The organism is Pseudoalteromonas sp. EB27 (genome assembly GCF_001974875.1).
Lineage (GTDB): Bacteria > Pseudomonadota > Gammaproteobacteria > Enterobacterales > Alteromonadaceae > Pseudoalteromonas.
Window position 1 is genome coordinate 59,987 of record NZ_MTQD01000020.1, and the last position, 15,140, is coordinate 75,126.

The 15,140-nt window shown below is 41.0% G+C and carries 10 protein-coding genes; 5 read left to right on the top strand and 5 right to left on the bottom strand.

Features of this window, described 5'->3' with window-relative positions; genetic code table 11:
- Positions 1-2 precede the first annotated feature (2 nt).
- The 4 genes from BW142_RS18945 to BW142_RS18960 all read right to left on the bottom strand — a co-directional run bounded on the left by BW142_RS18945 (position 3) and on the right by BW142_RS18960 (position 2,407).
- Positions 3-506 carry an Mpo1-like protein gene (locus BW142_RS18945; protein ID WP_076925946.1) on the bottom strand — a complete coding sequence of 168 codons (504 nt, stop codon included), beginning with the start codon at positions 504-506 and terminating at the stop codon, positions 3-5.
- An 84-nt stretch (positions 507-590) separates the two neighbouring features.
- Positions 591-998, bottom strand: a complete 408-nt coding sequence (locus BW142_RS18950) for a hypothetical protein (protein WP_076925947.1) — start codon at positions 996-998, stop codon at positions 591-593.
- Positions 999-1,069: 71 nt separating this feature from the next.
- The gene (locus BW142_RS18955; protein WP_010553509.1) at positions 1,070-1,744 is read right to left on the bottom strand and encodes a Crp/Fnr family transcriptional regulator; all 675 of its coding nucleotides are present in this window, start codon (positions 1,742-1,744) and stop codon (positions 1,070-1,072) included.
- A gap of 3 nt (positions 1,745-1,747) precedes the next feature.
- Positions 1,748-2,407, bottom strand: a complete 660-nt coding sequence (locus BW142_RS18960; RefSeq protein WP_253188827.1) for a hypothetical protein — start codon at positions 2,405-2,407, stop codon at positions 1,748-1,750.
- A 611-nt stretch (positions 2,408-3,018) separates the two neighbouring features.
- Between BW142_RS18960 and BW142_RS18965 the strand changes: the two genes are divergently transcribed.
- The 3 genes from BW142_RS18965 (at position 3,019) to BW142_RS18975 (ending at position 9,118) form a co-directional block, all read left to right on the top strand.
- Complete coding sequence (locus BW142_RS18965; RefSeq protein WP_076925949.1) at positions 3,019-5,985, top strand: TonB-dependent receptor; 2,967 nt, start codon at positions 3,019-3,021, stop codon at positions 5,983-5,985.
- Between the two features lie 102 nt (positions 5,986-6,087).
- Positions 6,088-7,638: a tryptophan halogenase family protein gene (locus BW142_RS18970; RefSeq protein WP_076925950.1), complete on the top strand. Its 1,551-nt coding sequence runs from the start codon at positions 6,088-6,090 to the stop codon at positions 7,636-7,638.
- Complete coding sequence (locus tag BW142_RS18975; RefSeq protein ID WP_076925951.1) at positions 7,631-9,118, top strand: tryptophan halogenase family protein; 1,488 nt, start codon at positions 7,631-7,633, stop codon at positions 9,116-9,118. The genes BW142_RS18970 and BW142_RS18975 overlap by 8 nt, the downstream gene beginning before the upstream one ends.
- A 317-nt stretch (positions 9,119-9,435) precedes the next feature.
- Here BW142_RS18975 and BW142_RS18980 read toward each other — a convergent pair whose 3' ends face one another.
- The gene (locus BW142_RS18980; RefSeq protein ID WP_076925953.1) at positions 9,436-12,012 is read right to left on the bottom strand and encodes a glycoside hydrolase family 3 N-terminal domain-containing protein; all 2,577 of its coding nucleotides are present in this window, start codon (positions 12,010-12,012) and stop codon (positions 9,436-9,438) included.
- A gap of 240 nt (positions 12,013-12,252) precedes the next feature.
- On the opposite strand from BW142_RS18980, the gene BW142_RS18985 reads away from it, so the two are divergent.
- Together BW142_RS18985 and BW142_RS18990 are read left to right on the top strand one after the other, a co-directional pair.
- The gene (locus BW142_RS18985; protein WP_076925955.1) at positions 12,253-13,581 is read left to right on the top strand and encodes a GH1 family beta-glucosidase; all 1,329 of its coding nucleotides are present in this window, start codon (positions 12,253-12,255) and stop codon (positions 13,579-13,581) included.
- 32 nt (positions 13,582-13,613) lie between these two features.
- Complete coding sequence (locus BW142_RS18990; protein WP_076925956.1) at positions 13,614-15,140, top strand: MFS transporter; 1,527 nt, start codon at positions 13,614-13,616, stop codon at positions 15,138-15,140.

A 15,140-nucleotide genomic window follows, 5' to 3' on the forward strand; every position in this document is an offset into this window, starting at 1 on the left:
TTTTACGCCTTTGTAGGGCCAGCTATTGCGTTTACTTCATCTTCTAATATTTTATAAAAGCCCATTAAAAATAGTAGTTCAACGGTTACGTACAAAGGGCCAATAACTAAACCAATTAGGTCATCTACAAACGCCGGTTTTTTACCTTCGTAATAGTGCCCAATAAACTGCAGTACCCAGCCAAATACAAACACACCTACGCCAATACTCAACCAAGGCCAAAACGCCATTGCCGCAATGGGCTGAGCAGCAACAAGGAGTAAAGTGAATATCACAGCCATAATAAAGCCAAGCGAAAAGCTCAGCATAAAATAATAAACAACCGACGCTAATACAAAAAGTTGTGCGCCATCAATTACTACACTACCAAGGGGTATTTGAATGCGCGCTAGTAAACACAAGGCTGCAAATACAATGAGCGGAATACCAAAAAAATGCGTTATTACATTACGTTTAGAACGATGATATAAACCATATTTACCAAGTTGCTGTTGCAGTGTTTTCATTGTTTTGCCTCTATTTTTATCTATAAAACTTACTTTAGCAAAAGTAGACACAACAACAATGTCAGGTATCCGACATTTTGTAAATTAAACAAATGCAGAAATTATTTTACCCGGCTCATGCTCACCTTTCATATCCGTTCGCTCGCGCCCTTTTTGATACTCTTGCTCAAGCATTTTTTGAAGTTCCTCTATTTTATCAGCAATTGCGTCAGGGTCTGCGCCCTCTCCTTGTAGCTCTTTAGTGAGTTCTTCTATTGTCGCTTCTAGCTCGTCTATTTTGTTTTTGTTTACACCTAAGCGCTGATAAACCAGCGCTTCTTGAGCACTTTCTAAAAACGTTGGTTCTTTAGGAGCTGAGGTAATGCCTTTAACATCATTTGTTTTTTCGTTAGGGAGGGTATTAGTTGCCGCAACTTCGCTTAGTCCTGCCGCTTTATTTAATGCAGGAGAGTTATAGTTACTATATTGATTTTTAAAGGTTATTGTAGTCATTAGCTCAAATCCATTGTTGCGTTACATTATCTGTAGCAATTTTGGTTCCAACTAAATAAAAAAGTCTCTATTTAAGCTTGTGTAGCACGCGCCTGTAACTTTTGTTTATCTAAAACAGTTATGCGTTGATACCCCAAACTAATGGCTTGTAGGCTAACAAGCTGTTGCAGTATTTGATTAATAGTTTGGCGCGTTAGGTAGGTCATATCAGCAAGTTGCTGCTGAGATAAAACAAGCGGTGTTAAGTGCTCTGTATGTTCGCTAAGCATTAAAAGTCGATTGCATACTTTTTGCTCAGCGCTTAGTAATGCGTGATCTTCCATTGAGGTAAACATTAGGCGTAACTTTTGTGCCAGCAATAAACCAAACTCTTGCCAATATTGTGGCTGTTCGTTTAATAGCTGTTCAAGCTCGCGTTGGGGCACGTAAAAAAGCACAACATCAGTTTGTGCATATACATCATGAGTGCGCAGGCCACCATCAAACAAGGTAACTTCGCCAAACCACAGTGATGAATCAATAAAGCTCAATACAGCTTCTTTGCCTTCGTTACTTACGCCACTAATACGCACCACGCCGCTAAGTACGGCATAAATTCCATCGTGCTTATCACCTCGCAAAAATAATGATTGCTGAGCCTTTAGTGAGAGCGTTTTGCCCTGCGTTAATAAAAAGCTTTTTAAATAAGCGCTACGGTTTTTAAACCAATGCCCTTGCTCTATAACGTTTTGCTGCTGTGGAGTCATTATTTACTGCATTTGCTTATTAAATGGCTGTTTTTCGATAACCAATTTTTTAGGGAAATTTAAATCGGTTGCTATAACAAAATCATCGTATGGATCATTACCCGAAAACAGCTCCGAAATTAATGTATCGTTTTTATAAACATTAACGGTTACACCGCTACCCATGCCGCCTGAGTTAATAATATAATAATGATATTCGCCGTTACTAAAAAATAAAATACTCTGGCCAATACGCCCTATTTGCCTGTAGTAACTACCAAATGGTGCATCTGGTGAAGCTTCTTTTTCAAGCCCTATGTCATTAATACGACCAAATCGATAACTAAGCGATGAGTCATCTTTTGCAACACAAACAGAAAGTACCTTCTCGGTAGGCTCTAACTTGTAAGCTGTATTTTCATCTGGGTTGCGCACAACTTTATGCATTTTTGCGTTAATGTAGGCTGCTTCATTACTTTTACAGTGCGTAGCTAGCATACCGACGACTAAAGCGGGTTCGTTTTTTTGAACTACAGGAGGTGTGTTTACTTTGTTATTAGTGGGTAAGTTACTTGCATTATTATTTAGCTGAGGGCTATCTTGCATTGCCATACTTTGGTCGTCACAACCAAACAGTGCAAACAAGAAGAAAGAATAAAAGCTCGCTAAAAATTTAATGCGCATAATAAAATCCATCTATTAGAGAGCCTTTAAAATAGCGATAAAACTAGTGACCCGCAACACTCTTATGCGTAATACTTTATAAGTTTATTTTTAAACCATTTTCTGCAAAAACTACGTTACTTTTTAGTGATTTAATTAACGATTTTTTAAACAACCTCTGATTTTTTAATGACCAATTTATAAAATGAGACACCCTCTGTTTTAGGTGCCTAGGTTTAGTCACCAACGCTCTACCTATTAATTTTAGCCTGTAGTAAAAGCTGATGTTGAAACACCATAAAGTGTCTAAATAACTAAATGAATCAGTAATCGAGTTTCTTATAATAAAATGTTGTTACAGCACTGTTTTTGAATGGCTTTCCATAACCAACTGTAATTTATGATTTAAATCTAAAAAACACACATTTTGAAAACAATTTAGTCTCATTTTATTAAAACAATAGTTGACCCTATTTAAAATTTAAACTAGCATTTCTGGAAGCGCTTCCACAAAGCTAAATTAAATATGTTTTTCTGGAAGCGCTTCCATACATTTGACAATGTTTACAACTACACAATAACAGCCCCATACAAGCTGTTAATAATAATGATAAAAGCGCGAGGGAAACCGAATGTCTAACCATATTGTAAGAAAAACAAAGATAGCAACCAGCCTATCTCTGATTTTAGGCGCATCAATCTCTTTACCTGTATATGCACAAGAAGCAAATACAGATGTTGAAGTAATTCAAGTTACTGGTTTTAAAAGTAGTATTAAAGAGTCGACTCGTTTAAAACGCGACGCCGCAGGCGTTGTAGATGCTATATCAGCTGAAGATATTGGTAAATTCCCAGATACCAACTTAGCAGAGTCGCTACAGCGTATTACGGGTGTGTCGATTGATCGCTCAAATGGTGAAGGCTCTAAAGTAACAGTTCGCGGTTTTGGCCCCGACTACAATATGGTAACCCTAAACGGACGTACTATGCCGGCAGCTTCATTGCCTTCAGGCGGCGGTACACCCAGTTCTCGTGCTTTTGATTTTGCAAACTTAGCGTCTGATAGCGTTAAATCGGTTGAAGTATATAAAACGGGTAAAGCAAGCATTGCATCAGGTGGTATTGGCGCAACAATTAATATTAATACCGCTCGCCCACTTGATAACCCAGGCTTTGTTTCAAGCATTGGCGTAAAAGCATTACACGATTCAACAAACCGCGTTGGTGATGACATAACACCAGAGCTTTCGGGCTTAATTAGCTGGACCGACAGTGAAGCTAAATTTGGTGCCTCGTTAACTGCAAGCATGCAACAGCGCGATAGCTCATCAACAGGTGCGTTTGTAAATCAATGGAATACATCAGCTTTTGACGGCACAATCCCACAAGCTGCAGACGATATTGTTTTAACTAATGCACCCGCTGTTGGTCAGCTTTATTCAATGCCATCAGATTTGCGCTACACCATTGCCGACAGAGAACGTACGCGTACAAACGCACAATTAACGCTGCAATACAGCCCAATTGACGATTTAACAGCCACGCTTGATTACACATATTCTAAGCAAGATTTATTCGAAGCCCGTGCTGAGCAATCAATATGGATGGATAACTACAAAAGCGCGCTAACGTTTGACGATAACACAGTAAAAACCCCTATTTATTACCGAGAAGAACGTCGCGATCAGCAAACACGCGATTTAGGCTTAGCGTTTCAAGAGCTAAACCAAGTTAACCAAAACGACTCTATTGGTTTAAACGTTGAGTACTACTTTAACTCTGAGTTGAGCTTTATGTTTGATGCGCACAATTCAAAAGCCACTAGCAAACCAGATGCACCATACGGCAGCTGGGTAAACGCAGGCTTAGGCGCAAACGTAGTTAACGCACAAGAAGTTGATTTTAGCCGCGAACTGCCATCAATGAGTATCGATTTTGATGATTGTCGCCGAGACAACCTAAATTGTAATAACACGTTAGATGCCTCTGATGTGGGTACGTCTATTTTAGATTCTAACTTTGCTCGCCAAGAGTCTGAAATCACAGAATTTAGAATCCATGGTAAATACGAAATTGAAAACGGTGCAATTGACTTTGGTATAGAGTCTCGCTCTATGGAAAGCCATTCACTGCAATCACTTACACGTAATACTATGGGTAACTGGGGTATAGAAAACCCAGGCGAACTACCTGATGGCTACCTAAACCCAACAAACTTTTTAGCTGAGTTTGACGACTACGATACATCGGGTTCGTACAACCAAGGTTATACCGGCAGCGCATCGCAAATTGGTTACTGGGCAGGTGAAGAATACGGATTTAACTTTGCAGCCGATGGCGCATTTGCAACTAACCGCACCATTGAAGAAGATATAACCGCAGCGTTTGTGCAATTTACTTACAACGGCTACATTGGCGATATGCCATACAACATTGTTATTGGAGCGCGCCAAGAGTCTACCGACATTACCTCAACGGCTAATATCGACTTACCTAACGCAGTCGCGTGGGAAGGTAATAACGACTTTAACGTTCGTTTTGGCTCAGATAAAGAAGATTTCACCCTTAAATCTAGCTACGATCACTTTTTACCAAGCTTTGACTTTGACATTGAAGTAATCGAAAACGTAAAAGCGCGGTTTTCTTATAGCACTACAATTGCTCGCCCAACTTACGACAACTTAAGTTCAGCAGCGACTGTTGGTGTACCGGGTGCCCCTACTCTTTTAGCGGGTTCTTCACCGGCTACAGCGTCAACGGGTAACCCTGGCTTAGTGCCGCTTGAATCAGACAATATTGATGTATCGGCTGAGTGGTACTTTGCAGAAACAAGTTATGTGTCGGTAGGTTATTACACTAAAGACATCGAAAACTTTATTGGTTTGACACCAATGACGCAAAACTACTACGGATTACGCGATGCAACAGCAGGCCCTCGCGCACAAGCTGCGATTGCTGAACTAGAATCTCGCGGACTTGCCCTAACCGATTCAAACTTATTTCAAATGGTTGCCGCAACAGAAAACAACGTTGATTTTGACTCTATGACCTACGAAGAGTTTGAAGCCGCTTACGATGTAATTGCTAACAGCGATGACCCATTACTAGAATTTACAGCACAAGTACCTACCAACAATAAAAATGCCACCATTGATGGTTTTGAAATTGCCTTTCAGCACTTTTTTGGTGAAAGCGGTTTTGGTGTGCAAGCAAACTACACCACAGTTAACGGCGACATAGACTTTGATGTAAACGCAGACCCTACTACAACACAATTTGCACTAGTGGGTTTAAGCGATACAGCTAACTTTATTGCAATGTACGAAAACGATGATTTTCAAGCGCGTATTGCTTACAACTGGCGTGATAAGTTTTTAAATAGCGCAGCTCGATACGTTAATGAGCCAGGCTTTACTGAAGAATATTATCAAATCGACTTTAATGTTGCGTACAACTACAGCGAGCAACTCTCGTTTTTTGTTGAAGGCCTTAACATAACTGAGCAAAACAGCCGCGAACATGGCCGTACTTCAGTTCAATTGTGGAACCTACAACAGCTAGGCGCACGTTACAATATTGGTATGCGTTACAACTTCTAAAGGTAATACAAAGTAAAGCCGTTAGTTTTTACTAGCGGCTTTTTTGTATTTAAAACAGTATTAATGCTAGTTTAATTGTTATCAATTTTAGGGTGTTAACTCATGACCAAATCAATAACAAAAATAGTCGTTTTAGGTGGTGGCACTGCCGGTTGGCTAAGTGCAGGTTTATTAGCCGCCGAACACCCGCACCTTAGTGTAACGTTAGTGGAGTCGGCAAATGTGCCTATATTGGGCGTGGGCGAAGGTACGTGGCCATCAATGCGTAACACGCTGCAACGTATTGGTATTAAAGAAATTGATTTTATAACCCAGTGCGACGCGTCGTTTAAGCAAGGTTCTAAATTTATAAATTGGCGCAACCTCAGCGAGGGAGAAAACTACTATCACCCTTTTATGAATCCACAAGGCTATGAGCAAACCAATTTACACGCCAGCTGGCAACGCATTGCACCTAATCAAAAATTTGCCGACATTGTTAATATGCAAAGCTTTGTATGCCAAGCAGCCCTTGCGCCAAAGCAATTACAAACACCCGAATACGCAGCAGTCACCAACTATGGTTATCATTTAGATGCGGGTAAATTTGCTGATTTTTTAAAAAATCACTGCGTTAAAAACCTAAACGTTACACATATTACTGACGATGTAACCGAGGTTATTAACGACGAGCATGGCTATATTGCCGCAATAAAGACAAATAATAATGGCGATATAACAGGTGATTTATTTATAGATTGCTCAGGCTCTCGCGCTCGTTTAATTGGTGAGCATTTTAATAGCGAGTTTATAGCGCAAGATCATATTTTATTTAATAACAGCGCTGTTGCAGCGCAAATACCTAATGCACACACCAATCAGCCAATTGCCTCTGCTACGCTATCTACTGCGCAAAGTAACGGTTGGATTTGGGATATAGCCCTACCAACGCGCCGTGGCACAGGTTATGTATTTAGTAGTAAATATCAAAGTGATGAAAGCGCAACAAATACTCTAAAAAGCTACATAGCTAAAAGTACCAGTGAGCAACAAGCTGAGCAACTTAACTACCGCGTATTAAAATTCAGCCCCGGCTACAGGCAAAAATTTTGGATTAAAAACTGTGTTGCCGTGGGTATGTCAGCTGGCTTTTTAGAGCCACTTGAAGCGTCAGCACTTGCCATGGTTGAGCTTTCAATTAGCATGATAAGCGAACAACTCCCGCAAAACCGCACACACATGAGCCAGCTTGAAACGCGTTTTAATGATCGTTTTAGCACCCGTTGGCAGCGCGTTGTTGAATTTTTAAAGCTTCATTATGTGCTAAGCGAGCGCGACGACACTCCTTATTGGCAAGATATTAGTAATTTAAATACCGCGCCCGAGCGCCTGCAAAACTTACTTAAACTTTGGCAATTTCAACCCCCTAGCCGCTTTGATTTTATTGAAAACGAAGAAGTGTTTTCATCAAGCAGTTACCAATACGTTTTATATGGCATGGGCTTTAATACGCAAACTGTATCTGCACAAAATACATTTAACGACCCACGTGCTGGGGATTACTATTATCAGCAAAACCGCGAAAAAATAGCGCAGTACTTAAATGGACTGCCAAGTAATCGCGCGCTTTTAAATCATCTTTTATCAAATAATGGGCAGCCACATAATGACTAAAACAAACGCTGTTAAAAACGTAGTAATTGCTGGGGGCGGCACTGCAGGTTGGATGGCTGCAGCAGCACTTGCTAAATTAGTTGGCAACAATATAAACATAACCCTTGTTGAATCTGACGATATTGGCACTGTGGGCGTTGGCGAAGCAACAATTCCGCCTATTCGTACATTTCATAAATTGCTGGGTATAAACGAGCAAGCATTTATGAAAGCCACTCAAGCCAGTTTTAAACTCGGTATTAGCTTTGAAAACTGGGGCGATGAAAACACGCATTATATTCACTCATTTGGCGCAACAGGCAAAGAATGTTGGGCGGGTGAATTTCATCACTTTTGGCTGCAAGGTAAAGCACTTGGAATAAACAACCCATTTGGCGATTACTGCTACGAGCTGCAAGCGGCTAAAGCCGGTAAATTTGCGTTTAATCAGCAAAACCCCATTAACTATGCCTACCATATGGATGCCACGCGTTACGCGCAGTTTTTACGTGAATTTTCAGAGCCGTTAGGTGTAAAACGTATTGAAGGCAAAATACAAAAAGTAGTAAAAAACACTAAAACAGGCCATATAGAGTCATTAACTTTAAATAGTGGCGAGTATATTAATGGCGACTTTTTTATTGATTGCACCGGCTTTAGAGGCTTATTAATAGAGCAAGCATTGCATACTGGCTACGAAGACTGGTCGCACTTATTACCGTGTAACAGCGCCATTGCCGTGCAAACAAAATCCACCAGCGATACCGTATTGCCACTTACCCGATCTATTGCCCACAAAAGCGGCTGGCAATGGCGTATACCGCTGCAAAACCGTGTAGGTAACGGATTAGTATACTGCAGCCAATATATGGATGACGAACAAGCCAAAGCGCTACTATTAAATAACATTGAAGGTGAGGCGCTTACAGAGCCGCGTACTATTAAATTTAAAACAGGCCGGCGCTTAAAAGGCTGGAACAAAAACTGCTTAGCACTTGGCCTTGCTAGCGGTTTTGTAGAGCCACTTGAGTCCACCAGCATTCACTTAATTATGTCGGGTATTATTCGCTTTATGCGTTTATTTCCGTTTAATGGCATTACCAATCACGCCATTGACGAATACAACAAACAGCTTAAAAGTGAAATAGAAAATATTCGCGACTTTATTGTGCTGCACTACAAAGTAACTAATCGCGATGACAGTGAGTTTTGGCAACACTGTAGCGCGATGGAGGTGCCAAAAACACTTCAACATAAAATTGATTTGTTTAAACAAACCGGCCGTGTATTTTTAGACGATGGCGACATTTTTAGAGTCGACTCGTGGGTGCAAGTAATGCTTGGTCAAGGTATTGAGCCTAATCAGCATCACTTAATAGCCAGCATGATGAGCGATGAAGAACTCACCCGTTTTTTACACGGTATTAAACAGCAAATAGAACAGCGCGTTAGCCAATTACCGCCACATCATGAGTTTTTAAAACAATATTGCCCAGCATAAAAAAAGCCCTTATTAGGGCGTGTTGTTCTTTGGTGGTTGAATTTGCAGCAGTATGTTTGGTTTTTAGGCAAGGCAGAGCCTATGTAGTGTGGTTATTCCCCACAAATAGGCGATAACGTAGCATAAATGCCAAACATGCGCTGCCCGTAGGGTTCTGCCTAGGGGCAATTTACTCTTTGTTGCTCGGTTTTTACTTAGCCCACTAGGTTACAAACCTCTCGCCGCGATTAAATTGCCCCTAGATTGAACAAATTTCAATCCACAAAGATCAACATGCCCTCAGGGTTTTGGTTACACACAACAACTTTTACGTTTTATTATTCACACTTAACCACGGCGCTTTTAGCGCTTTGTGGTTCAAAGCTAATATCTGCAACTGAAACGCTAAGCTCTCCTGCTGTTTTAATAATAAAAGGGCTGGTTATTCTGGCAAAATCAACGCCCTTTTTAGCAAAACAGGTTAAATCTATACTCATGGTTTGCCATGTATTTAAATCAGCATTTTCAAGCTCATTAGTAATATCAAGCTCGACACCACAAGCTTGTTCGCACTTCATTGCAAGGTATGTATGTGAGCTAGGTATTTGGTTTACTTTATAGCTAAAGCTAAGGGCCGAATTTGCTTCAATGTAGGCCACTTTGTCTTCGGTAAAGTTACTATTAATTTCGATGTAGCTGGATGCAGTGCCATCAAAGTTAAATTGCATCGCATCTTCTTGAATCGCTTTGTCTTCAGTGCGATAAGTAATGCCGCCAAGCTTTACACTGTTACTTGCTACTTGGTGCTGCTCGCTGTTTGAATTTAAAAACAAACGCCACGGCGTTTTAAAACTGCCATTAAATATAGACAGCGGTGCAAGGTTACTAATATCAACACCTGAGTCTTCATTTAGATTATTGGCAAGCGTACTTTCATCTTTATATGTTAAACCAAAGCCATAGGGTAATAATGGTGAGTAATCAGCATCGCCCTTATTTACTGCGGTTTGTAGTGGCGATTTAGGCCATGAGAACGACAACTTACCTTTAAAGTCGTACTGTACCTGCCCACTTGCATCCGCTAATAAAACATCTGCAATGCCTTGTCCTTCAGTGCCAGGAAGCCATGCTGCTACAAATGCATCTGACGCGTTTAGCTCGCTGTTAACCCACATTGGTCTGCCCGATATAAACACAGAAACAACCGGTATATTTTGCTGCTTTAATGTTTTTAATATTTTAAGAGAGCGTTTATTGTTACGTTCAAACTCAAGGTTGTCTTTATCGCCATGCCCCTCTGCGTATGGCTCTTCACCAAATACAACAATGGCTACATCGGGCTTAGTATTAAATTCACCCGTTGGACTTAAAATAGCGTTGCCGCCAGCAGCCTCTATTTGCGTTTTTAATCCGGCATAAATAGACGTTGCCCCAGGAAAATCTGCATTTTGATTATTAGTTCCCTGCCACGTAATACTCCAACCACCCGATTGCTTGCCTATGTTATCAGCCGCATCGCCTGCTATAAGTATGTTGCTTGACGGGTTAAGCGGTAATAAATGGTTGTTGTTTTTAAGCAGTACTAACGACTCTTGTACCGCTTGGCGGGCAATATCGCGATGTGCAGGCGCACCTATTAGTTCTAACTTACCTGAATATTTTCGATTTGCGGGGCTTGGTTTATCAAATAAACCCGCGCGTAATTTAACGCGTAAAATACGTGCCACGGCGTCATCTATTCGCGCCATTGTTATTGTGCCCGCTTTTACTTGTTTAATTGTATTTTCATAAAGTGGTTTCCAAGCACCCGTTGGCACCATAAAAATATCAAGCCCGGCATTAACAGCTTGCGGGCAGCTTTCATTTGTACAGCCGGCAACTTGTCCGTGCCCGTTCCAATCGCCTACAACAAAGCCATCAAAACCCATTTTTGTTTTTAGTACATCGGTAAGTAAGTATTTATTACCGTGATTTTTTTTACCATTCCAGCTATTAAACGATGCCATAACCGACTGACTACCTGCGGTTAAGCCTCCTATATAACCGTGCGCATGAATGTTATATAACGTCTCTTCGCTATCAATGTTGTCCCCTTGATCGTCGCCATCTACCGTGCCGCCATCGCCTAAAAAGTGCTTAACAGTGCTAATTACGCGTTTGTCACTTAAAAAGTCATCACCAGCTCTGCCTTGTAATCCGTTTACAATTGCGGCTGAATATTCACGTACAATTGCAGGGTCTTCTGAGTAGCCTTCGTACGTTCTGCCCCATCGGTCGTCGCGCACTACAGCAACTGTTGGTGCAAATACCCAATCTATCCCTGTTGCCATTACTTCTATTGCCGTAGCTGCTGCAATTTGCTCAATTAATGCGGGGTTATTAGCAGCACCTAAACCAATATTGTGCGGAAATAATGTCGCGCCAATCACATTATTATGGCCATGTACCGCATCAGTGCCCCACATAGTTGGAATTTTACTGCCATCAATTGAGTCATCAACCGATGCTTGATACATACTTTCAGCAAGTGTTATCCAATCGGCAGGCGTTGCATGCTTATCAGCATTCGGGAACGAGCCACCGCCATTTAAATAAGAACCAAAGCCATATTTGCGCATGTCTGCAGCGGTTATATCGCGAATTTCAGGTTGGATCATCTGCGCTACTTTTTGCTCAAGCGTCATTGTTTTTAAATATTGTGCAATCGTATTTTCAATTTCAGGCGTTTTCACTACTTTGCTTTTAAGCGTTGGCCAAAGTGGTAAATTACCTTGCTCATGTTCAGTATTTTTGGCCACCGCGCTTTCGTTATTATTAGCGTTAGCTTCTTGTTTATTACACGCACTTAAAACGCATAATCCGCCTATTAAAATAGGGAGCATTCGTAACCTATTAGTGTTTAAGCTTTTTTTCATTTTTATAGCCCTGTGTTGTGTCAGTGTGTTTTTGTGCAGCACCTATTTGTTATTTAAATTTAACTATTGACCTACTTAGCAATAGCCACTAACCTAAATATGGAAGCGCTTCCTTAAAGTTATTAAATACCATCCTTAGTGATTAATCAAATTAAATATGGAAGCGCTTCCAACATTGAATTTAATACACGCTATATACAAAGCAACCTTTACCAAAAAAGAAGCAGAGGTTTTCTCTTAATGAAACAATTATCTTTACCTAGTGGCTCACCCCTTTTAGCCAAAAATTTTACCTATGGTGTAGCTACGGCCTCATTTCAAATTGAAGGCGGCGCAACCGATCGCTTGCCATGTATTTGGGATACCTTTTGCAGTAAAGAAGGCAAAATAGTCGATAATTCAAATGGCGATGTAGCCTGCGAGCACTACTCTCGCTGGAAAGACGATATAAACTTAATTGAGTCATTAGGTGTAGACGCTTACAGACTTTCTATTTCGTGGCCGCGCGTAATGACTAAAAATGGCCACCTAAACCCGACAGGTGTTAAATTTTACACCGACATTTTAGATGAATTAAAACGCCGTAACATTAAAACTTTTGTAACGCTGTACCACTGGGATTTACCACAACATATTGAAGACGAAGGCGGTTGGCTAAACCGTAACACCGCTTACGAATTTGCGCATTACACAGATTTAATTACAAAAGCATTTGGTGACCGCGTACACTCGTACGCCACCTTAAACGAGCCGTTTTGTAGCTCTTACTTAGGTTACGAAATAGGCGTACATGCGCCGGGTATTGTAGGTCGCGAGTTTGGTCGTAAAGCTGCGCATCACTTATTACTGGGCCACGGATTAGCTATGCAAGTACTTGCTAAAAATAGCCCAAATACATTAAACGGTATTGTACTTAACTTTACGCCTTGTTACTCAGTTACCCAATGCGAAGAAGATTTAAAAGCGACTGCATTTGCTGATGACTACATAAACCAATGGTACATGCAGCCTGTAATGCAAGGTAAGTACCCTGATATTATTAATCAATTACCTAAAGCCCACCGCCCTGATATTTTGGATGGCGACATGGAAATAATTGCTCAACCACTAGATTACCTAGGGGTTAACTTTTATACCCGCATGCATTATCAAGCAAGCGAAACCGACTTTTACCATGAGCTGCCACATAAAACGCCAATGACCGATATAGGCTGGGAAATTTATCCTAAAGCACTTACAGAGTTACTTGTATCGTTAAACGAAAAATACACCCTACCGCCTATTTATATTACCGAAAATGGCGCAGCCATGGCTGACGAATTTAAAGACGGTGAAGTGAACGATAACGACCGTATTGAATATTACCACGAGCATTTAAATGCCCTACATAACGCAGCTGAGCAAGGCGTAAAAGTAGATGGCTACTTTGCTTGGAGCTTAATGGATAACTTTGAATGGGCTGAAGGATATTTAAAACGTTTTGGAATAGTACACGTAGACTACAACACACAAAAACGAACTATTAAAGCCAGCGGTAAGGCGTACACTAAACTAATAACTAGCCGATAAATTATCGGCTTATAACAATAAGAACACACACTGTGAACAAACTCCCTTTATACGAAAAAGTCGGTTACGCCATGGGTGATGCCGGCGCTAACTTAGTGTGGCGCGGCGCGCTTGCTTATTTAGCGGTGTTTTACACCGATACATTTGGCATATCGGCGGCTGCCGCTGCCATGTTGTTTTTAGTGGTAAGGCTATCTGATGGCGTAACCGATATTATTATGGGTATGATTGCCGACAGAACGCAGTCGCGCTTTGGTAAGTTTCGCCCGTGGATACTCTACTCGGCACCATTTTTGGGCTTGTTTATGGTGTTGTGTTTTACTACCCCCGACTTTAGCACCACCAACAAACTTATTTATGCCTACGTAACTTACATTGGTTTAACGCTTGCTTACACTGTAAGTAACGTACCCTACTCGGCACTTATGGGCGTTATGACACCCGACGACACAGAGCGCACAAAGCTCTCTGGTTTTAGGTTTGCAGGTGCGTTTACTGGTGGTTTATTGGTTATGGGTTTTTTACCTGAGCTAGTGGCATTTTTTGGTGGCGGCGACAACGCTAAAGGCTATCAGCTTACTATGTACTTATTTGCCAGCTTACTTATTATTTTAATGATTATAACGTTTGCGACCACGAAAGAGCGTGTAACACCGCACGCCTCAAATGAAGGGAATTTAAAATCAGAATTATTTGATTTAACCAAAAGCCTGCCATTTATAATCCTACCTTTGCTTGCTACTACCTTGTTTTTTTATTACCGCGATTTATACAGCGGCGTATTTTTTGCCCTTGTTATGGCTGCAATGACATTCGTTATTAAAAAATTACTCAAGAAAGATAAGCAAAGCTTAACGGGTTCACAGCGCGACATGGTTGATCTTCTGACCAACAAACCCTGGCTGGTATTACTCGGTATTGGTTTTTTAACCATGATGTTTAATGGCATAAAATACGGCGTAATTGCATATTACTTTAAATACCACGTAGCTAATGAACTCATGGCTGGGCAATACTTTATTGCCTTATTGATTGTATCTATATTAGGCGCACTTGCCACAGGTAAACTGGCCGAAATAATGGGTAAACGAAACCTCTTTATTGCATCATTAATGCTAAGCGGGTTACTCACTACTGCATTTTACTGGGTACCTAGCGATAACCTGGTTGCAGTATTTACCTTTGGTTGCGCTGCTGAATTTTTTGCCGCCATGATGCCGACATTGTTCTTTAGTATGCTTGGCGATTCAGCCGATTACTCAGAGTGGAAAAATAAACGCCGCGCAACAGGGCTTATTTATTCTGCGGGTACGTTTGTGCAAAAAACCGGTGGTGGTTTTGCAGGTGCATTAGTATTAGTGGTACTTGCAGGCTACGGTTATAACGGCATGGATGAGCTAACAATTACCCAAGCTCTACCTGGCATGCAGTTACTTATGAGTTGGATACCTGCCGCATTTGCTTTTTTAGGCGCCGCATTGATGCTTATTTATCCGCTTACCTCAGCAATGACGCAAAAAATAACAGAAGACTTAGCAATTAGACGCAGTAATGTGTAA